The following is a 19,170-nucleotide window of genomic DNA, read 5'->3' as shown; positions in this document are numbered from 1 at the left end:
TTTTCATTTGCAAGCGATAGTAGGTACCTTTGCCACTGTGGGATCGACCAAGCGCGGCTCGTATGCCGTGGGACGCCGTCGCCGGGACGAGATCCTCGATGCCGCCGCCGAGAAGTTCGCCGAGGCCGGCTACTCGCAGACCTCGCTCGCCGAGATCGCGCGCACGGTGGGGCTCACGACCCCCGGGCTCACCCACCACTTCCCCACGAAGCAGCATCTGCTGCTGGCGATCGCCGACCGCCGCTTCGATGTGGCACACGAGATCGCCGACTCCTCGTCGACCGATGCCGACGGGCTCGGGCCCCTGCGCATGATGATCAGAATCACGGCGCGCTTCGCCGAGCAGCCGGCATTGGCCCAGTTGTTCGTGCTCGTCTCGGCGGAGGCCGCCGACCCCTCCAGCCCTGCGCACTCGCTGTATCAGGAGCGGTATGCGCGCGTGGTCGGCGAGCTGACCGAGGCGTTCCAGCTCGGCGTCGCGGAGGGCCTGCTGCGCGCAGACCTCGACTACGTCGACATCGCGCGCGAGTGCATCGCCGTCTCCGACGGCGTTCAGCTGCAGTGGGTGATCTCGCAGGGTGCGATCGACCTCGTCGGCATCATCCGAGGGCACCTCGAGCGCCTGATCCCCACGATCACCGTCGCGGGCGTGCCGGTGTCGCTCTCGACCTGAGCGCACGCTCTGCCACCACGCCCAGCACGCGGTCGATCACCACGTAGACATAGCCCACCGCGACGAGGGCGACCGTCAGCCCCGCGATCCACGTCGCCACCCCGGCCACACCGAGCACCTCGACGTCCATGAACGGATACGGATAGCGCACGCCGGGTGCGAACCGGCCGCCCAGCGCCCCGAACGCGTACGCGAAGACGAGATAGGCGTAGGGCGCCAGCGTCCACAGCAGCGGGTCGTACCAGGCGAACCTGCCCTTCGGCACGAACAGCAGCCAGTCGACGATCACGAGCACCGGCGTCACGATGTGCACGAGGTTGTCGGTCAGAGTGAAGGGCTCGTATGCCCCGGGCTGGGTGAAGAGGCTCGGCACCAGCACGAAGAGGTAGATCAGCATCGTCACGGTGATCGCCTCCATGACGGCACCGGCCACCCGCGCCGACGGAGTCGATGTGCCGCGGGCGCCGTCTGCGGCGATGTCGACCGCGGTGCGCACGCCGCTCCATGTCATCCACACCAGACACAGCACATTGCTGAGCACCGTGTAGTAGAGAAAGGCGTTGAGCGACGGATGCGGCGAGAACAGCCCGGCGACCCGCACGATGCCCGTGGCGATGAGACCCACGGCGACCGTGCGATAGACGAGCGCTGCCCAGCGCAGACGGATGACCACGGCATCAATGTAGGGGGCGCGCCGCGCCCCTCCCCCGCACGACGCGTGGTTTGCACGATAGAACCGAGAGTGCAATACTGCACTCCATGCTCGATGGTGCAGATACCCTTCGCGAACGCCGCCGCTCCGAGACGACGCGCACCCTGGTGCGACTCACCCGGCGCCTGACGGCGGAGCGCGGGCTTGCGGGGTTCACCGTCGAGGAGGTGTGCAGCGAGGCGGCGATCTCGCGCCGCACGTTCTTCAACTACTTCGCCTCGAAAGACGACGCCGTGCTCGGCATCCCGCTCGATCGATCGGATGCGGCCGCCGTTGCCCGCTTTCTCGCCGGAGGCGACGCCGGCACCCACCGAGAACTGTCGCCGACGCTGGTCGCCGACCTGGCGCTGCTGCATGAGGAGCGCTGGAAAGCTCTGGATCTCACCGGCGATGCGGTCTCAGAGCTGCGCGCCGCGATCGAAGCAGAGCCGCGGCTGCTGCAGCGACTGCTCGAGCAGGCCCGCGAGCGCGAGCTGTTCGACGTGCGCCTCATCGAGCAGCGCGAGCAGCTCGCGGAGGGCGACCTGCGCGCCGACCTGGCCGCCCACCTCGTGGGCGCCCTCGCGCGCGCCGCGATGAGCGACTTCCTCTCCCGCGACACCGAGTCGTTCAGCGTGCTGTTCGAGCAGCGGATCATCGCCGCGCGCGAGCTGCTGCTCGGCCAGGTCGCACCCGCCGCCGCACTGCAGAGGGGCTGAAATGAGCCGACGCCGCCGCATGCGCCGGGAGCACCCCGATGTCGAGACGCGCGAGTTGCGCGCCGCGGTGCTCAAGGAGCGCATCTATCTCACCTTCACCGGGCTCGCGGTCATCGTCGCGATGCATGCACACGGCCACATCGAGGCGACCACCGCTCTGAGCACCCTCGCGGTCACCGTGTTCGCCGTGCTGCTCGCGGTGTTCGTCGCCGACGTCGTCGCGCACCTCGTCGCCCACGAAGCCCTCCCCACGAGACAGCAGCTGCGCGAGATGGTGGCCTCGAGCTTCGGCGCCCTCGGGGCGCTGGCGCTGCCGTTCGTGTTCCTGGTGCTCGCGGTCGTCGGGGTGTGGACGACGGATGCCGCCCTCCGGGCATCCACGATCGCCCTGATCGTCGCGCTCGTGGCCATCGGGTACGCGGCGATCCGACGGGTCGACCTCACCTTCTGGCAGCGGGTGATCGCCCTCGGAGCCGAGGCCGCCCTGGGCCTGGCCGTCGTCGGCCTGCAGCTGCTCGCACACGGCTGAGTCAGCATCCGCCGTTCGTCAGCCGAGCGGCTCCGCCACCTCGCCCGCGGCGCGAGCCGACGAACGCACGGCGCCGATCGACGCGGCGATGACCAGCGCGACGCCCGCCAGCTGCAGCGGCGCGAGCTGCTGGCCGAGCAGCACGAAGCCGGCGAGCGCCGCGGTCGCCGGCGACAGGCTCATGAGGATCGCGAAGACCGCCGCCGGCAGGCGCCGCAGGGCGATGAGCTCGAGGGCGTAGGGGATGGTTGACGACAGCACCGCGACGGCGGCGCCGATGGCCAGCAGGTCGACGCGCAGCAGCGCGTGCTGGGCCTGGATGATGCCGAACGGCAGCGCCACGAGCGCGCCAACGGTCATGGCCAGGGCGAGTCCGTCGAGCTGGGGGAACTGCCGGCCCACGCGCGCCGACGCCAGGATGTAGAAGGCCCAGCTCGCCGCGGCGCCGAGCGCGAACAGCACGCCGATCGGGTCGAGGCTGCCCCACCCCGCTCCCCCGCCGAGGGCGAGCACGCCGCAGAATGCGAGAGCCGCCCACAGCCACGCCGAGGCGCGGCGGGCGGCGACGATCGAGAGCACGAGCGGCCCGAGCACCTCGATCGTCACGGTGACGCCGAGCGGCAGCCGCTCGAGCGCGAGGTAGAACAGGCCGTTCATCAGGGCCAGCACGAGCCCGAACAGCGCCACCGAGACCCATCCGTCGCGGCCGTGTCCTCGCAGCGTGGGCCGCGCGATGGCCAGCAGCACGATCGCCGAGAAGACGAGGCGCAGCATCACCATGCCGAGCGGCCCGACGTCGTCGAACAGCAGCACCGCGAGCGATGCCCCGACCTCCTGGCACGCGAGTCCGACCGCGACCAGCAGCACCGCCGGCGCGGTGCCCGATGTGCGCGCGCTCACTCGGTGCTGCAGATCGCGGCGTCGGCGAGCTTGTCGTGCTGCTGCTCGGCCGTCCAGGGGAGCCCGGCGTCGGGCGCGGTCTCACCCGATGCCGCGGGCGCTTTCGACGCGAGCGCCGCGAGCTCCCAGGAGAGGTAGGCGGCCATCTTGCCCCCGGCGGCCGAGTTGTTCAGCGCCACGACGACGGTCAGCCCCGAGGCCGGGTCCGAGAACGCCGAGGTGGCGTAGCCGGGAACGGCGCCGTACTGGCCGACCATCGACCCCATGCGCACCGTTCCGCCGCTGCGCTGATCCCACGACTGCGCCTTCGATGATGCGGGGTAGATCTGCGCGTAGCGGTCGCTTCCCTTCGGCAGCAGTGCGTCGGTCGCGAGGGCCTGCGCATACCGCCCCAGATCGGCGACGTCCGAGACGACCCCCGAATCGGTGAAGCCCACGCTCGACGAGGTGCCGGTCACCTCGGTCGGCTCGGTGCACTGCCGCTTGCCCTTGACCTTCTTCGTGAACAGGCCGGTGAGCACGTCGTCGCCTTCGAGCCCCGACGAGGCCGCCGCCGGCAGCGCGGTCTTCTCGAGCGCGAGCGGCTCGGCGATGTACTCGTCGACGAGCTCCTGCGCCGTCATCCCGCTCGCCCGCTCGAGCGCGAGGCCGAGCAGCAGGTAGCCGGCGTCGGAGCTGCGGTAGGCGGTGCCCGGCGTCTGGCCGTTGCGCTTGCCGATGCCGTAGGCGGCCAGCTCTCGCGGATTCCACGCACGATCGGGAGTGCGCAGCCACGACGAGAGCAGCTGACCCTCGTAGGTGCCCAGGCCGGAGGTCGAGTCGCACAGCTGGCGCAGGGTGATGTCTTCGAGCTGGGCCACCCCGCCGACGTAGTCGGTGACGCTGGCATCGGCGTCGAGCTTCTTCTGCGCGTCGAGGTCGTAGAGGATGTCGCAGGTCATCGCACGCGTGACGTCGGCCACGTGGAACCTGTCGTCGACAGAGACGGGGGTGTCGTCGGCGAAGGACTGCGTGCCGACTCCGGCCACCCATGATCCGCTCCACGGCGCCCAGACCCCGACGATCGCGCCCGAAGCGCCCGCCGCCGCCATGGCGTGCGAGACCGCATCCTGCATCTGCTGGGTCGTGTCGTCTGGGAAAGCCCCGGCGGCCTGCTCGGGCAGATCGATGCTCACGGTGGGAGCCTGCGCGCAGCCGCTCAGTGTCATGACGACCATCAGGCATGCCGCTGCGGCGGCGATCGCGCCGCGCTTGCCGGTGAACTGCCTCATGATCTCACCCCCCGGTGGCTCACATAGATTCAAACACACGCCGCGCTTCCGCCCGGGCACGGCCCCGTAATCTGGGGGGATGACGCACCGCTTCGACCCCGATGCCCTCGCCGGCGTGCTCGGCCACATGAACAACGACCACGGCGACGACAACGTGCTGATCGCACGTGCGTTCGCGCTCGACGCGGATGTGGTGGCGGCGACGATGACGGGCTTCGACGGCGACGGCGGGCAGTGGCGGGCGACTCTCGCCGACGGTGCCGAGCTCGACGTCGATGTGCCGTGGCCGGGTGGACCCATCACCGAGCGCCGCGAGGTGCGCCGCGAGATCGTGGCCCTCTACGATGCCGCGTGCGCCGCACTCGGCGTGGAGCCCCGCCCGCACTCCTGACGCTCACAGCCCACGCTGGGCATCGTGTCACGAGATTTTTACTTAGGTTCAGCTTATCTCAAGGTATGATGGCTCCCATGAGCGACCCGATCCCGTTCTCCACCGCCCTGCGCGAGCGCTCCAGCGGCGCCCACTCCTCGAGCGAGGGCGCCGGCTTCATGTCCGATCTCATGAAGGGCGAAGGCACCCGCGACGACTATGTCGCCCTCGTGGTGCAGCACTGGTTCATCTACGAGGCCCTCGAGGCCGCGGCCGACCGCATGCGCAACGACCCGGTCGCCGCCGTCTTCATCAGCGAGAAGCTCACGCGACTCCCTGCCCTCGAAGCCGACCTCGAGTTCCTCATCGGCGCCGATTGGCGAGAGCGCATCGAGCCGCTCCCGACGACCCGCCGCTACGTCGAGCGCATCAACAAGGTCGGCGCCACCTGGGCGGGCGGCTTCGTCGCCCACCACTACACGCGCTACCTCGGCGACCTGTCGGGCGGCCAGTTCATCGGCAAGCTCATGGCGCGCCGCTTCGGCTTCGACACGAACGGCATCGGCTTCTACATCTTCGGCGACATCGCCGACCCCCGTGCCTTCAAAGACGTCTACCGCGAGCAGCTCGACGCCGCCCCGTGGGACGCCGCCGAGCAGGAGCGGGTCATCGACGAGGTGCTGGTGGCCTACCAGTTCAACACCGACCTGTTCGTCGACCTCGCCGCGGCCAAAGCGGCGCAGCAGGTCGCCTGAGGCCGGCATCCGGAATCAGGATGCTGCTGCATCCCGTCGAGCCATAAATCGCCGCACGTCGGGGTCGACCCGGATGTCGCTCGGGCGCAGCGGCCGCGACAGGTAGAGGCCGTCGAGCGACGTGAGCCGAGAGAGCGCGACGTAAGTCTGGCCGGGAGCGAACGCCCCCGACCCGAGGTCGACGATCGCGCGCTCGTAGGTCTTGCCCTGAGACTTGTGGATCGTGACGGCCCACGCGAGCCGCAGCGGGAACTGGGTGAACTCCGCGACGATGTCGCGCGTGAGCGAGCGTGAACCCGGATCGTAGGCGTAGCGGAACCTCTCCCACACGGCCGGTTCGACGTCGTGCTCCTCGCCGTCGACGTCGACGCGCACGGTGCCGCCGGCGATCCGCGTGACGGTGCCGATGGTGCCGTTGACCCACCGAGGCGGCTCGGGGTATCCGCCGACGTCGTTGCGCAGGAACATCACCTGCGCGCCCACCTTGAGCTTGAGTTCGGCGTCGGCCGGGTATCCTGCCTCGCCCCTCCCGAAGTCTCCGCTGATCTCGGCGCTGGCGGTCTGGGCACGCCCCGGCAGCGCGTCGAGGTGACGGCGGTTGATGTTGTTGACGATGTCGTTGCGCGTGGCCAGCGTGATGATCGGCGGTTCACCCTCGACCTGTTCCGGGGGTGTGCGGGCACCGGTGTCGTTGAGCACCTGGGCGATGTCGGCGGTGACCCGGCCGTGCCGCACCGCGTTGAGCATGGCCTTGAAAGCTGGGTCTGCCTGGCGATGGATCTCGGTGAGCTCGCGGATGTTCAGGTGCGCACCGAACGGACCGAGCTCCGCGAAGCCGTCGAGCGCCGGGCCGTCGGCGATGGCGGCGTCGCCGCCGGTCCACACCTTCGCATCGAAGAACCAGAACGAGCGGTAATGGTCGCGGATGTACCGCAGCTCGTCGCCCCGCGGCGGCACCGGGGCCAGCTGGTACGGATCGCCGAACATCACGATCTGCACCCCGCCGAACGGCTCTGCCCGCCGGCCCCGCGCCTGCCGCAGAGCGCGGTCCATGGCATCCATCAGGTCGGCGTTGACCATAGAGATCTCATCGATCACGAGGGTGTCGATGGCATTGAGGATCTTGCGGGTGGCGTCGGACTGATCGATCTCCGACGCGGCGATGAGCCCGATCGGCAGTCGGAACAGCGAATGGATCGTCTGCCCCTCGACGTTGAGCGCGGCCACACCCGTCGGCGCGCACACCGCGATCTGCTTCTGCGTGTTCCAGGCCAGGTGCTGCAGCAGCGTCGACTTGCCCGTTCCCGCCCGCCCCGTCACGAAGACGTGCTCGCGGGTGTCTTCGATGAGCCGGAACAGCGCCTCCTGCTCGGCGGAGAGAGGGGGCGCGGTCACCGATTCATGCTAGCCGCGCGGAGCGGTCGCCCTCGGTGCGCTCTCCCAGGTGTGGATTCATAGACTGGTGCGGTGGTCCAGGGGGCGATGGACGAGCCGTCGGCGGCGCCGCGACGCAGGCGCCGCTCTCTGGCGTGGGATCTGACCCTGCTGGGGCTGGTCGGCCTCGTGCTGCTGGGCGCACTCGGCGCCGGGGCGGCGGCCCTCTACCGCGAGCTCTACAGCCCCACGGCCTTCGTCGAGCGCTACCTCGAGCTGCTCTCCAGCGGCCGCGCGGCCGACGCCCTGGCGATTCCGGGAGTCGCCGTGAGCTCGGCCGACCTCGCCGCGTCGGGCCTCGACGAGTACGCCTCCGACGTGCTGCTGCGCCGCGATGCCCTCGCCGCACTCGGCGACGTCGAGGTCGTGGGCGAAGAGGCCTCTGGCGACACGGCGCACGTGACCGTCGCCTATACGGCCGGCGGCCACCCTGGCCGCACCACGTTCGAGGTGGCGCGCAGCGGCTTCATCGGCGTCGTGCCCACGTGGCGGTTCGCCACCAGCCCGCTCGCGGTGCTCGATCTCACGGTGCGCGGATCGATGAGCTTCGACGTCAACGGCTTCGCCCTCGACAAGCGGCAGGTCTCGCCCGACGGGCTCGATGCCGACCCGACCGCGCCGGTGTCGCTGCTCGTGTTCTCGCCCGGCATCTATTCGGTCTCGGTCGACTCCGAGATCTCGGCGACACCTGGAGTGGCCGTGCTCTCTGACAGCCCCTTCGCCGATATCCCCGTCAAGGTGCAGGCCGAGCCCACCGACGAGTTCGTGTCGGTCGTGCAGTCCAGCGTCGCCGAGTTCCTCTCCGACTGCGCGACGCAGCAGGTGCTGCAGCCCACGGGGTGTCCGTTCGGGTACTACGTCGAAGACCGCATCGCGTCGCTGCCCGAATGGACGATCGCCGTGCAGCCCACCGTCACCGTCGAGCCCGACGGTGCGGACTGGAAGATCCCGGCCACCCAGGGCGTCGCCCGCATCACGGTGCAGATCCAGTCGCTGTTCGACGGCTCGATCAGCGAGGTCGTCGACGACGTGCCGTTCGTCGTCACCGGCGACATCGAAGTGCTCCCCGACGGCACGGCGTCGATTCAGATCACCGGCATCGACGCGAGCTGATCGCAAGCGGATGCTGCCGCATCCGCCCTCTCGTCAGCCGCCGCGGCGGGCGTCGCGCTCGGCGAGGGCCGCGAGCCTGGCGTTGTAGGCGTCGAGTTCGGCATCGCCCGTGCGGTCGGCGTGCCGGTCGGCGCGGCGCTGCGCGCGCTCGTCGGAGCGGCTCCACTGGATCGCCACGGTGATCGCGAGGATCAGGGTGGGGATCTCGCCGATCGACCACGCCACTCCGCCGCCGACGTACTGGTCTTCGAGCGGGGTCGCGCCCCACGTGCGCCCCATCGCGCCGAACCACTCCGAGACCATGAGCCCCGACTGCATCATGATCGCGATGCCGAAGAAGGCGTGCATCGCCATGACGGCGATGAGGGTGAGCAGGCGGAACGGGTAGGGGGCCCGGTAGGGCACCGGGTCTGCGCCGATGAGCGAGAGCACGAAGAGGTACCCGCTGATCAGGAAGTGCGCCGTCATCCACTCGTGCCCGATGTGCTCGTAGAGCGACCAGCGGAACAGGTCGGTGTAGTAGAAGATCCACAGCGACCCGATGAACATCGCCGCCGCGAAGAACGGGTTGGTGACGACCCGCGAGAACGGCGTGTGCACGGCCCAGAGGATCCACTCGCGCCCGCCGCGGGTGCCGTCGTCGCGCTTGCGGATCGCCCGCAGGGCGAGGGTCACCGGTGCGCCCGAGACGAGCAGCAGCGGGATGGCCATAGTCAGCAGCATGTGGCCGAGCATGTGCACGCTGAACAGGTAGTCCTGGTACGCGTTGACCGGCCCGCAGGTCACCCAGAGAAGCAGCAGCATCCCCGCCGTCCAGAGCACCGTGCGGTAGACGGGCCAGCGGTCGCCGCGGCGGCGCAGGCGCCACACGCCCGCGAGATAGAAGAACAGCCCGAATCCGGCGGCGAACGCCCAGAGCAGGTCGACCTCCCATGTCGTGAGCCAGCGCTCGAGCGTCAGTTCGGGCGGCAGCAGCGCACCCGTGAGGATCTGCGCCGGCGTCTGCGCGGTCGGGAGGGTGGCATCGACCGGAGGAGGCGTCTGGGCCAGGGCCGCGGCGGCGCCGCTGGCGATGCCCATGAAGGCGAGTTCGAGCGCGATCAGGCTCCAGAAGCGGCGGGCGGGGCGGTCGTCGTGCAGGCGCCCGATGAGCCGGCGGCGGTAGACCGCGCCGAGAACGCCGAGCGCGACGAGGGCGACGATCTTGACGACGAGGATGCTGCCGTACGGCGTGGCGAGGTCGGCGAGCGAGCTGAGTCCGACGGCGGCGCGCACCGTGCCCGAGATCGCGACCACGAGGAAGGCGACCAGCGCGATCGACGAGTAGCGCGTGAGCACGACCGCGATCTCGTCGCGGTCGACGACGGCGCGCACGACGACGACGAGCACGAGCCCGCCGAGCCACACGGCGGCGGCGATGATGTGCAGCACGATCGCCATGGTTGCGGCGTTGTGGTTCGCCTCGTCGCCGGAGTGCCCGAGCGTTCCCATCGGCACGAGGGCGGCCACGGCGAGGATCGCTACCAGCAGCGTGGAGGTCCAGCCGCGCACGGCGAAGGTCAGCACCGTGAGCACGGCAGCCGCGATCGTGGTGATGAGCCATGCCCGCCCGGCCTCGGTCTCGACGAGATAGCGGCCCAGCTGCGCGCCGAACTCGGCGCCGGCGTTGACCGTGGGGTTGAAGGCGTCGATGAAGGTGAGGAACCCCGTCGCGGCGGCGGCGACCGTGAAGATCGCGGCGCTGATCGAGGCGAGATCGAGGGCGGCGTCGAACTCGCGGGTGCCCGAGCGCAGGGCATAGAGGGCGGCCACGAGCGAGCCGACGGTGCCGGCTGCGGTCAGATTGACCGCGAGGTTCGCCAGCGGCAGCCCCCAGCGCACGAGGGGACCAGGGTCGCCGATCACGAGCGGCGCGGCACCGCCGCCGACGGCCAGCGCCCAGATCGCGGCGACCAGTGCCGCGGCGATGAGGATCGCGGGGCCGGCGGCCCGCAGCACGCGCGGAGTCACCGAACCAGCCTACGCGGCCCTCGTGCGCTCCCCTGCCTTCCGCGACTTGGCAGCTGTTGCCGTTGCGAGCGGGGTGACGGCGACCAAAGCTGCCAAGTTGCGGGGATGTGCGGGGGGGGGGGAACGGCGGGGGGAGGCAGAAGGGGGATGCCGCCGGTGGCGGCATCCCCCTTCGAGGCAGGAGAGGTCTTACTTGACCGCGGCCTTGAGCTTGGAGCCGGCGGTCACCTTGACGCGCTTGCCGGCCGGGATCGAGATCTCGGCGCCGGTCTGCGGGTTGCGGCCGGTGCGGGCCGACGTGGCGACCTGCTCGAACGAGAGCCAGCCGGGGATGGAGACCTTGTTGCCAGCGGCGACGGCGTCGGAGACCGTCGAGAAGAGCGAGTCGAGAACGCTCGACACCTTCGCCTGGCTCTCACCGGTCGCGCTGGCGATGCTCGCAACGAGCTCGGTCTTGGTGATGGTCTTGTCGGCCATGTTGTTGTCCTCCAGGCGACGGATCGTCGCCATCGTTTCATTGCGGATCCGGAGCGCCGATGCCCTCCGGTGGTCGTACGACCAGCCCTGAATATACCCACGTTCCGCGGAATCACGCGGATTTCGGGCCATCAGAGGTCATTCTCTCGGCGTGTTGCCGTCAACGATGTGTCGGATGTGACTGGTGAGGTCTCAGACGTGCAGTCGCCGCAACGCCCGCACGACGTCGTCTTCCCACCGACGTGCGGCCTCGAGCGCGCCGACGAAGATCGGGATGTCGTGGGTGACGCCCAGGTAGCGCACGGCGCTGGCCTCGACCCCCGCCCGTCGCAGCGCCGCGGCGTAGGCCGCTCCGTCGCCTCGGAGCGGGTCGTACTCCGCCGTCAGGATGACGGCCGATGGGAGGTCGGCGTGCGAGGCCGCCCGCAGCGGAGACGCGAGCTGCTCCCGCGCCTGCTCCGGCCGGGCGAGGTAGGTGCGTGCGATCGAGCGCAGCTCGCGCAAGGCGATCAGACTGGGGATGCCGAGGGCCCACGTCGGGCGCAGATCGAGATGGCGGCCGGTGAGGTCGGTCACCGGCACCTCGAGCACCTGCAGCCGCAGCGGCAGCCGCTCGCGATCCCGGTTCACGAGCGTAAGCGCGGCGGCGATCGCGGCCCCCGCGGAGGTGCCGGCGACGCCGAGCCGTTCACGGTCGACGCCCAGCGTCTCGGCCTCCCGGTGCAGCCAGAGCAGGGCGGCGTGGGCCTGTTCGACGGCGACCGGGTAGCGGTGCTCGGGTGCGAGCGCGTACTCGACGGCGACCATCGCGACTCCCGCGGACGCGGCGCGGCGGCGGCACGCCGCATCCGTCGTCGGATAGTCGATCCCGCCGATGCGGAACGCTCCCCCGAAGAAGGTGAGGCAGGCGGGCACCGGGCCTGTCGCATCGGGGTGGTAGATGCGCACGCGCACGTCGGGCGCGCCGTCGACGGCGACCGTGTGCTCGGTGATGCGCAGCGGCGGTCCGGGCAGGCCAACGGTCTTCTGCTCGGTGCGGTCCCACGCGAGCGCCGCACGCCGGTGCGTGGCGCGCAGCTGCGCCGGGCGAGAGAGGGTGGGCGCGGACGCCTCGCCCCGCGCAGCGGATGCTGCCGCCGGAGCGGACGAGACGGCCGGGGTCGCCGCATCCTCTCGTCCGAACCGCCACGCGACCCGCACGCGGGCGCGCAGGTCGGACCACGCGCGGCCGAGGAGGTACCGCCGATGCACCCTCAGGCGCTCGGCGAAGAACGGATCCAGCGGCACGGCGCCTCCCCTCGGTGCTCGGTGTCTCCCGAGCGTACGACCCCGGCGGGCTCAGCGCGCGGCGGCCACGACCTCGCGGGCAGTGCGGCGGAAGGCGTCTGCCGTGCGGTCGCTGCCGTCGAGGTAGCCGCCGACGAGCGCGGCATCGCGCAGCAGGACGAGGGATGCGGCGACGTCGCGCGCACCGGTCAGCCCTGCGGCCGACGCCAACTGCTCGAGCGTCGAGCGGAACCACTCGCGGTGGTCGGCGATGAGCTCGCGCACCGGTCCCTCGTCGGGGTACTCGGCGGCCGCGTTGATGAAGGGGCAGCCGCGCGTGTGGCGCGTGCGGATGTCGTCGACGATCCCCTCGATCACGAGGTCGACGAGCACCGCGGGGTCGTCGGACTGCGCTCCGGCTGCCGCGAAGAGCTCGCGCAGCCGCGCATCCTCCCCCTGCAGATAGGCCAGCACGAGCCCCTCCTTGCCGGCGAACTGCTTGTACATCGTGGCGCGGGTGACCCCCGCCTGCTCGATGACGCGATCCACGCCGACCGAGTGGATGCCCTCTCGGTAGAAGAGGTCGGTCGCAGCGTTCAGCAGGCGCTGCCGCGCGCTGGGTGCGCGGACGACCCCGGTCTCATCGGTGGGGCTGTTGCTCATGTTTCCTCCTGCGGGACCATCGTGTCATCGATTTCGGGAATACTCTTGCGTAGATAGAACGTTCGGTCTACCATCAGGATACATCAGCCGGGAGCCCCCGGCTCCGCACACCACACAGAGCACCACCCACTCAAGGAGATCGACATGACCAGCACGACCAAGACCCCCATCGTCCTCATCCACGGACTGTGGATGACCCCGACGAGCTGGGACACGTGGGCGGAGCGCTTCCGCGCCGCCGGCCACGACGTGATCGTCCCCGGCTGGCCCGGGATCGACGACCGCACCGTCGACGACATCCGCTCGAACCCGGCGGCCCTCAAGGGCGTCGGCCTCAAGCAGATCGCCGACCACTACGAGCGCATCATCCGCGCGCTGCCCCAGAAGCCCATCATCATGGGCCACTCGTTCGGGGGAGTCATCACCCAGATGCTCGCCGACCGCGGCCTCGGCGTCGCCTACGTGGGCGTCGAACCGGGGCAGACCGCCGGTGTGACCGCACTGCCGGCCTCGACCCTGTGGACGGGCACGCCGATCCTGTCGAACCCGTTCGGCCGCAACGGCGCCAAGCCGCTGAGCAAGCGGCACTTCCATTTCACGTTCGGCAACGACCTTCCCCGCAGCGAGTCCGACAAGCTGTGGAAGGAGTACGCCGTCAACTCGTACAACCGGGTGTTCTTCGAGGGCGTCACGTCGGTGCTCAACGAGAAGAACGGCGTCACCCACGTCGACTACGACCGCGCCGACCGCGCGCCGCTGCTGATCATGACCGGCGAGATCGACCACGTCGTGCCGCCGGCGATCGGCAAGGCGCTCGTCAAGAAGTACCGCTCGACCGGCAGCCCCGCCGTCGTGGACTACAAGGAGTGGCCGGGCCGCACCCACCGCATCGTGAGCCAGGACGGCTGGGAAGAGGTCGCCGACTACGCCCTGGCCTGGGCGCTCGAGCACGCGCAGCAGCCCGCGGCGGCCTGAGCGGCAGCATCCGCTCGCCGAAACCCGGCCCCCGCTCGCCGAAGCCCGGCACACAAGGCGAAACCCCCCTCTCCGCGCTGGGTCTCAGCGTGAGAGGGGGGTTTCGACGTGGATGCTGTTGCTTACCAGCTCGACTTGGTCACGCCGGGCAGCTCGCCACGGTGGGCCATGTCACGGAAGCGGACACGCGAGATGCCGAACTTCGTGAGCACACCGCGGGGGCGGCCGTCGATGACGTCGCGCGAACGCAGACGCACGGGCGACGCGTTGCGGGGCAGCTTCTGCAGCCCGACGCGGGCCGCCTCACGCTGCTCGTCGGTCGAGTTGGGGTCGACCAGGGCCTTCTTCAGCTCGAGGCGCTTCGCCGCGTAGCGGTCGACGACCTCCTGGCGCTGCTTGTTGCGCGCGATCTTGCTCTTCTTGGCCATGAGATCAGCGCTCCTCTCGGAATTCGACGTGCTTGCGGATCACCGGGTCGTACTTCTTGAGCACGATGCGGTCGGGGTTGTTGCGGCGGTTCTTGCGCGTCACGTAGGTGTACCCCGTGCCGGCGGTCGAACGCAGCTTGATGATCGGACGGACGTCCTGTGCCTTCTTGGCCATCAGAGCTTCACACCCTTCGCGATCAGGTCCTTCACGACCGACTCGATGCCGCGCGCGTCGATCACCTTGATGCCCTTGGCGGACACGTTGAGGGTGACCTTACGACCGAGCGAGGGCACGTAGTAGGTCTTCTTCTGCACGTTCGGGTCGAAGCGACGCTTCGTCCGGCGGTGCGAGTGCGAGATGTTGTGACCGAAGCCGGGAACCGCTCCGGTCACCTGGCACACTGCTGCCATGGTGATTACTCCTTCTGTACCGTGAGGCCGGACGGCCCCACCCAAGATCCCTTGTCTGCACCCCGATCACCGATTGGCTTCGGTGGGGGGTACGAACTGCGTGCTGGAGTGCGCGCAGACAAAGAGTCAGTCTAGCACGGCGGAAGGCCCCGCCCCGCGGCCCCAGCGGAAGGGCGAGACCGTGGCATCGCCGGGGATCCAGAACCGCCACGGAAAGGCGTCGGTGCCCGCGACGCCGGCGACCCCCACGCGTGGCCCGCTGGCGATCGGTGCCACGGGGTCGACGGCGAGGTCGAGGCGGGCGACCGCTCCCGCGAGCGGCGTGCCGGCGATCGCGTCGATGCCGTCGTGGAACGGATGCCGCAGGCCCACGGCATCGCCGAGCCTGCCCGGTCCTCGGGCGAGGTCGCGTGCCGCGCGCACGACACCTCCACGCGCGACGCGGCGTGCGGTGGCGGCATCCGCGCCGGAGAGCACCTCGCCCGCGCGCAGCAGGATTCCGCCGGCGACCCCATCGGGTGCGCACACGACGTTGACGCACGAGTGGATGCCGTGGCTCAGATACACGTAGAGGTGCCCGGGTTCGCCCCACATCGTGGCGTTGCGCGCCGTGGGGCCCATGCGCGCGTGCGACCCGGGGTCTGGCACCTCGCCCGTGCCGCGGCCGTGATAGGCCTCGACCTCCGTGATGCGCAGCACGACCTCGGCCCCGTCGACGACCGTCGTCAGGTGCCCGCCGAGCAGGCGAGGGGCGACGACCAGCGGCAGCGCGACGAGATCTTCGCGGGCCGCGGGGCGCACGGCATCCGTCATGACCCGACCGGCGCCTGGCACCATGACACCGCGAAGCCGCTGAGGGCGACGACGGGGTCCGCACCTTCGCCTTCGCGCAGGTCGAAGACCCGCGTCTCGACGGCGGCCGGCATCGGCAGCAGGTAGGTGTCGTAGGGGTTGTCGACGGCATCGGGGGCGACGGTGACGGCCGCATACCGCCCGCTCGGCGACGTGCAGGTCTGCAGCACGGCGTCTGCGCCGTCGAGGTCGGCGAGCACCCGCGTGGTGCCGTCGTCGGCCACCAGCGCCACGGTCGTACCCACCGGCAGGCCGCTGTCGCCGAGGATCGCGGCGGTGCGCACCGTGCCGGAGCCCGCTACCGGCGTGACCTGCGAGACCGGGCCGAGGCCCTCGGCCTCGACGAGCGCGTGCTCGCTCGCGTCGGTCAGGTCGATGTCGACGAGCCCTTCTGCGCGGTCGACGACGGCGACCGACGAGCCGCGCGCGATGCCCTCGATGCCCAGAGCGCTGCCCAGGGCGGTCGCGTCTTCTCCGGTCGGGCCGGTCAGCAGCAGCGTGCCGTCGAATGAGAGCAGCAGGATGCTGTCGGTGTCGGGCACGAAGCGCCACTCGGCGACGCGGGGGTCGGCGCCGGAGACCTCCACCGCGGTGGGGTCGGCGTCGGGCGACTTGAGCGACGCGGTGAACAGCAGGCTCTCACGACCGCCGTCGGCGCCGAGCGACGCGTCGGAGAACGTGTAGCCGATCACATCGCCCCGGTCGGCGGTCTGGAGGTTCGACACGACGCCGTCTCCGGGGAGGGTCATCTGCTGCGGGTCGCTGCCGTCGAGGCCCATCACGAGCAGCTGCGCGCGGTCGTCGTCGGTGCGCACCGAGACGACCAGGTGCGACGAGGTCGCCCGGTAGTCCTCGATGTGCGCGTGCGTGAACACCGGCAGCGCCTCTTCGCCGGTGAGGTCGGTGCGGAAGATCGTGTCGCCGTCGTCGCCGCGCTGCAGCAGGTGCACCTGGGCCGCGGGGGTGCGGAACGTCTGCGTGAGGGTCGCCGGCTGCCCTCCGCCTGCTCCGCGCACATCGGCGATCGTCACGGTGTAGTCGGTGTCGTCGTCGAGGGGGCGGGCGAACTGCACGCCGACGGTGCGCCCCGACGTGTCGACGGTGAAGGCCACCTCGGGCTCCACCGTCACCTGGGCGGTATCGACGGGCGCGAGCGCCTGGGTCGTGGTCACGATCAATCGCGAACCGGATGCGGTCACCGCCGCCTCCGGATCGACCTGCACGTCGGTGACCCGCGGCCCCTGGGCGGTGCCGAGAGCGGCCGCGCCCAGGCCCACGACGGCGAGCGCGACGATCACGACGGCCAGCGACAGCGCGAACGCGCGCCCACGACGCCGCCGCGACCGGACGCGGCGCGAGTCAGAACTCATACGGGTCCTCGGGCTCGTCGATCTGCTCGACGGTGGCGGCGTCGATCACGAGACCCTCCGAGGTCGAGCGCACCGTTCCCGTCACGGTGACCCACTGCCCGGTCTCGCCCGCCTCGCCGGTCGAGGCGACCGGCAGGCTCGCCGGCTGCGCGTCGATGACGCAGTGCGTGATCACGAGGCGGGTGAGATCGAATCCGCCCGACGAGCCGTCGGTGACGAAGCCCGTGAGGGTCACCGGGTCGCCGTCGAAGGCGTCGGGATTGGTCGCCGTCGCGAACACGGCCGCCCACTCGCCCACTCCGAACGACGCCGTGTCACCGGTCGTGGCGAGCGCCACGACATCGGTGCCGCCGAACAGCGGCGCCGTGCCGACGTCGCGCGACATGGCGAGTTCGGCCGAGAGGGTCGCGGGCGGGGTCACCAGCGCGAGCAGCACGACGCCCGACGCGGCGACGCCGCCGACGGCGGTGGCCGCCGTGCCGAGTGTCCGCCGCGGCGAGTGGGCCGCCGAGCGGGTGCCCCCGGTCGCCGCGCGTGTCGAGGCGTCGCCCGACCCGCCAGCATCCGTCGTGTGCTGCCCGTCGCCGTGATCGTGGCCGTGATCGGACTCCGCGCCCAGGGGCAGGGTGAAGCTGAGCGCCGCCCCAGCGAGCACGACCAGCGACATGCCGACCGCGAACCATGTGGAGTCGGGGTTGATGTAGAGCCCCAGCCGGCCCGTCAGCGCGAGGCCGAGCGTGACGACGGCGAGCACCGAGGCGAGCCCGACGCCGAGCCACCGGGCAGCCAGGGCACGGGCCGGAGAGACGTGCGTGTGCTCAGGCGACAAGGTTCACCACCGTGCCGATCGCGAACGCCGCCAGCACGACGACGGCGACGATGCCCGCCAGGGTGCGGGTGGTGAAGGTCGTGCGCATGAGGGCGAGCATCTTGACGTCGACGAGGGGCCCCACGAGAAGGAAGGCGACGATCGAGCCGGGCGTGAACGTCGAGGCGAACGAGAGCGCGAAGAACGCGTCGACGTTCGAGCAGATCGACACGACCATCGCCAGCACCATCATCGCGACGATCGACAGCGCCGGGTTCGACCCGATCGCGACGAGCGCCTCGCGCGGCACGAGCACCTGCACGGCGCCGGCCAGCGCCGAGCCGATCACGAGAGCGGGCATGACGGCGCGCAGCTCGATGACGAGCTGCGCGATGCTGCGCCGGCCCTTCGAGCCAGGTTCGTCGACGACGAGGGCGCACGTGTCGCGGAAGCGGTCGGTCAGCAGCGCGTCGGGATCGGGATGCCGCGAGTACAGCCAGCCGATGAGGTTCGCGATCAGATAGCCGCCCACGAGCCGCCACACGAGTATCCCGTCGTCGAAGCCGAAGGCCTGGTGGGTCGTGATGATCACGATCGGATTCACGATCGGGGCGGCGATGAGGAAGGTGAGGGTCTCGGAGGGCGTGAAGCCGCGCATCAGCAGGCCGCGGGCGAACGGCACGTTGCCGCACTCGCACACCGGCACGATCATCCCGAGCAGCGACAGCACCGCCCGGCGAGCCCATGCCCGTCGGGGCATGAACCGTTCGATCAGCCCGGGCGGCACCCACACCTGCACGACGATCGAGAGCACGACTCCGAGCGCGACGAACGGCAGCGACTCGATGAGCACGCTCAGGGCGAGTGTGAGTCCGTCTTGAGTGCGGGTCGACAGCGAGGCGGGGAACAGCGTCGGGGCGAGGGCGTCGATGGCGAAGAGCACTACGATGACCCCGACGCCGAGTCCGATGCCGGCCAGCGTGCGCGTCGTGCGGCTGGGTGCGAGCCGCGCCGAGCGCGGGGCGACGGCGCGCTGACGCGGTTCAGTCGCCGGCACGCTCGCTCACCTGGCTGCAGTCGCTGCACAGCCCGAAGATGTCGACGACGTGCTCGGCGGCGGTGAACCCGTGGGTGGCCGCAACCGTCTTCGCCCACTGCTCGACCTCGGTCGCCTCGATCTCGACGGCGCGACCGCACGATCGGCAGATGAGGTGATGGTGGTGGCCGCTGGTCGCACACGCCCGGTACAGCGCCTCGCCCTCGGGGCTCTGCAGCGAATCGGCGGCACCGGCGGCGGCCAGGCCGGAGAGGGTGCGGTAGACGGTGGCGAGGCCGATGCCGGTGTTCTCGTCTCGCAGGGTGGCGTGCAGGGTCTGGGCGCTCACGAACCCCGGCGCATCGGCGAGCGCTTCGCGCACGCGCTCGCGCTGCCAGGTGTTGCGCTGGGTCATGGCG

23 protein-coding genes are annotated in these 19,170 nt (G+C 70.6%); 7 read left to right on the top strand and 16 right to left on the bottom strand.

Annotated elements, in window-relative coordinates; genetic code table 11:
* The first annotated feature begins 37 nt into the window (after positions 1–37).
* Positions 38–673, top strand: coding sequence for a TetR/AcrR family transcriptional regulator (locus OAW74_RS08895; RefSeq protein WP_262874006.1), 636 nt, complete (start codon positions 38–40; stop codon positions 671–673).
* Here OAW74_RS08895 and OAW74_RS08890 read toward each other — a convergent pair.
* Positions 636–1,346, bottom strand: coding sequence for a Pr6Pr family membrane protein (locus OAW74_RS08890; RefSeq protein WP_262874005.1), 711 nt, complete (start codon positions 1,344–1,346; stop codon positions 636–638). The genes OAW74_RS08895 and OAW74_RS08890 overlap by 38 nt on opposite strands.
* Before the next feature lie 86 nt (positions 1,347–1,432).
* On the opposite strand from OAW74_RS08890, the gene OAW74_RS08885 reads away from it, so the two are divergent.
* Entirely contained in the window at positions 1,433–2,083 is a 651-nt protein-coding gene (locus OAW74_RS08885; protein WP_262874004.1) for a TetR/AcrR family transcriptional regulator, read from the top strand.
* A 1-nt stretch (position 2,084) separates the two neighbouring features.
* Positions 2,085–2,612: a hypothetical protein gene (locus OAW74_RS08880; protein ID WP_262874003.1), complete on the top strand. Its 528-nt coding sequence runs from the start codon at positions 2,085–2,087 to the stop codon at positions 2,610–2,612.
* Between the two features lie 18 nt (positions 2,613–2,630).
* Here OAW74_RS08880 and OAW74_RS08875 read toward each other — a convergent pair whose 3' ends face one another.
* Both OAW74_RS08875 and OAW74_RS08870 read right to left on the bottom strand, forming a co-directional pair.
* Positions 2,631–3,512, bottom strand: a complete 882-nt coding sequence (locus OAW74_RS08875; RefSeq protein ID WP_262874002.1) for an EamA family transporter — start codon at positions 3,510–3,512, stop codon at positions 2,631–2,633.
* Positions 3,509–4,783, bottom strand: coding sequence for a serine hydrolase domain-containing protein (locus OAW74_RS08870; protein ID WP_262874001.1), 1,275 nt, complete (start codon positions 4,781–4,783; stop codon positions 3,509–3,511). Before OAW74_RS08870 ends, OAW74_RS08875 begins: the two co-directional genes overlap by 4 nt.
* 79 nt (positions 4,784–4,862) lie before the next feature.
* On the opposite strand from OAW74_RS08870, the gene OAW74_RS08865 reads away from it, so the two are divergent.
* Complete coding sequence (locus tag OAW74_RS08865; protein WP_262874000.1) at positions 4,863–5,174, top strand: DUF2470 domain-containing protein; 312 nt, start codon at positions 4,863–4,865, stop codon at positions 5,172–5,174.
* Between the two features lie 77 nt (positions 5,175–5,251).
* Positions 5,252–5,908, top strand: coding sequence for a biliverdin-producing heme oxygenase (locus OAW74_RS08860; protein WP_262873999.1), 657 nt, complete (start codon positions 5,252–5,254; stop codon positions 5,906–5,908).
* A gap of 15 nt (positions 5,909–5,923) precedes the next feature.
* Here OAW74_RS08860 and OAW74_RS08855 read toward each other — a convergent pair whose 3' ends face one another.
* The gene (locus OAW74_RS08855) at positions 5,924–7,303 is read right to left on the bottom strand and encodes an ATP-dependent DNA helicase (RefSeq protein ID WP_262873998.1); all 1,380 of its coding nucleotides are present in this window, start codon (positions 7,301–7,303) and stop codon (positions 5,924–5,926) included.
* A gap of 72 nt (positions 7,304–7,375) precedes the next feature.
* Here OAW74_RS08855 and OAW74_RS08850 point away from each other — a divergent pair, with 72 nt between their 5' ends.
* Positions 7,376–8,455 (top strand): hypothetical protein, encoded by a 1,080-nt coding sequence (locus OAW74_RS08850; protein WP_378733718.1) that lies wholly within the window; start codon positions 7,376–7,378, stop codon positions 8,453–8,455.
* A gap of 33 nt (positions 8,456–8,488) precedes the next feature.
* Here the strand turns inward: OAW74_RS08850 and OAW74_RS08845 are convergent, their stop codons facing one another.
* The 4 genes from OAW74_RS08845 to OAW74_RS08830 all read right to left on the bottom strand — a co-directional run bounded on the left by OAW74_RS08845 (position 8,489) and on the right by OAW74_RS08830 (position 12,871).
* On the bottom strand, positions 8,489–10,465 hold the full coding sequence (locus OAW74_RS08845; protein ID WP_262873997.1) for a bifunctional copper resistance protein CopD/cytochrome c oxidase assembly protein: 1,977 nt from the start codon (positions 10,463–10,465) through the stop codon (positions 8,489–8,491).
* 189 nt (positions 10,466–10,654) lie between these two features.
* On the bottom strand, positions 10,655–10,942 hold the full coding sequence (locus OAW74_RS08840) for an HU family DNA-binding protein (RefSeq protein WP_262874455.1): 288 nt from the start codon (positions 10,940–10,942) through the stop codon (positions 10,655–10,657).
* 192 nt (positions 10,943–11,134) lie between these two features.
* Positions 11,135–12,229, bottom strand: a complete 1,095-nt coding sequence (locus OAW74_RS08835) for an alpha/beta hydrolase fold domain-containing protein (RefSeq protein WP_262873996.1) — start codon at positions 12,227–12,229, stop codon at positions 11,135–11,137.
* A 51-nt stretch (positions 12,230–12,280) separates the two neighbouring features.
* Positions 12,281–12,871 (bottom strand): TetR/AcrR family transcriptional regulator, encoded by a 591-nt coding sequence (locus tag OAW74_RS08830; protein ID WP_262873995.1) that lies wholly within the window; start codon positions 12,869–12,871, stop codon positions 12,281–12,283.
* Positions 12,872–13,015: 144 nt separating this feature from the next.
* Here OAW74_RS08830 and OAW74_RS08825 point away from each other — a divergent pair, with 144 nt between their 5' ends.
* Positions 13,016–13,846, top strand: a complete 831-nt coding sequence (locus OAW74_RS08825; RefSeq protein WP_262873994.1) for an alpha/beta hydrolase — start codon at positions 13,016–13,018, stop codon at positions 13,844–13,846.
* 122 nt (positions 13,847–13,968) lie between these two features.
* Here OAW74_RS08825 and rpsN read toward each other — a convergent pair whose 3' ends face one another.
* The 8 genes from rpsN to OAW74_RS08785 all read right to left on the bottom strand — a co-directional run bounded on the left by rpsN (position 13,969) and on the right by OAW74_RS08785 (position 19,166).
* Positions 13,969–14,274 carry a 30S ribosomal protein S14 gene (gene rpsN, locus OAW74_RS08820; protein WP_262873993.1) on the bottom strand — a complete coding sequence of 102 codons (306 nt, stop codon included), beginning with the start codon at positions 14,272–14,274 and terminating at the stop codon, positions 13,969–13,971.
* A gap of 4 nt (positions 14,275–14,278) precedes the next feature.
* Entirely contained in the window at positions 14,279–14,449 is a 171-nt protein-coding gene (gene rpmG / locus OAW74_RS08815; RefSeq protein WP_005051772.1) for a 50S ribosomal protein L33, read from the bottom strand.
* Positions 14,449–14,685, bottom strand: a complete 237-nt coding sequence (gene rpmB / locus OAW74_RS08810; protein WP_228179498.1) for a 50S ribosomal protein L28 — start codon at positions 14,683–14,685, stop codon at positions 14,449–14,451. The genes rpmG and rpmB overlap by 1 nt, the downstream gene beginning before the upstream one ends.
* A gap of 126 nt (positions 14,686–14,811) precedes the next feature.
* Positions 14,812–15,498 carry a DNA-3-methyladenine glycosylase gene (locus OAW74_RS08805; RefSeq protein ID WP_262873992.1) on the bottom strand — a complete coding sequence of 229 codons (687 nt, stop codon included), beginning with the start codon at positions 15,496–15,498 and terminating at the stop codon, positions 14,812–14,814.
* Entirely contained in the window at positions 15,495–16,907 is a 1,413-nt protein-coding gene (locus OAW74_RS08800; protein ID WP_262873991.1) for an Ig-like domain-containing protein, read from the bottom strand. The genes OAW74_RS08805 and OAW74_RS08800 overlap by 4 nt, the downstream gene beginning before the upstream one ends.
* Complete coding sequence (locus OAW74_RS08795; RefSeq protein WP_262873990.1) at positions 16,897–17,736, bottom strand: TIGR03943 family putative permease subunit; 840 nt, start codon at positions 17,734–17,736, stop codon at positions 16,897–16,899. Before OAW74_RS08795 ends, OAW74_RS08800 begins: the two co-directional genes overlap by 11 nt.
* Positions 17,726–18,772, bottom strand: coding sequence for a permease (locus OAW74_RS08790; protein ID WP_378733712.1), 1,047 nt, complete (start codon positions 18,770–18,772; stop codon positions 17,726–17,728). Before OAW74_RS08790 ends, OAW74_RS08795 begins: the two co-directional genes overlap by 11 nt.
* Positions 18,759–19,166: a Fur family transcriptional regulator gene (locus tag OAW74_RS08785; RefSeq protein ID WP_262873989.1), complete on the bottom strand. Its 408-nt coding sequence runs from the start codon at positions 19,164–19,166 to the stop codon at positions 18,759–18,761. The genes OAW74_RS08790 and OAW74_RS08785 overlap by 14 nt, the downstream gene beginning before the upstream one ends.
* Positions 19,167–19,170 lie beyond the last annotated feature (4 nt).

It is taken from the genome of Microbacterium fluvii, assembly GCF_025515205.1.
Taxonomy (GTDB): Bacteria; Actinomycetota; Actinomycetes; order Actinomycetales; family Microbacteriaceae; genus Microbacterium; species Microbacterium fluvii.
The sequence above is the reverse complement of the archived record's forward strand: the minus strand, read 5'-3'. Positions and strand labels throughout refer to the sequence as shown.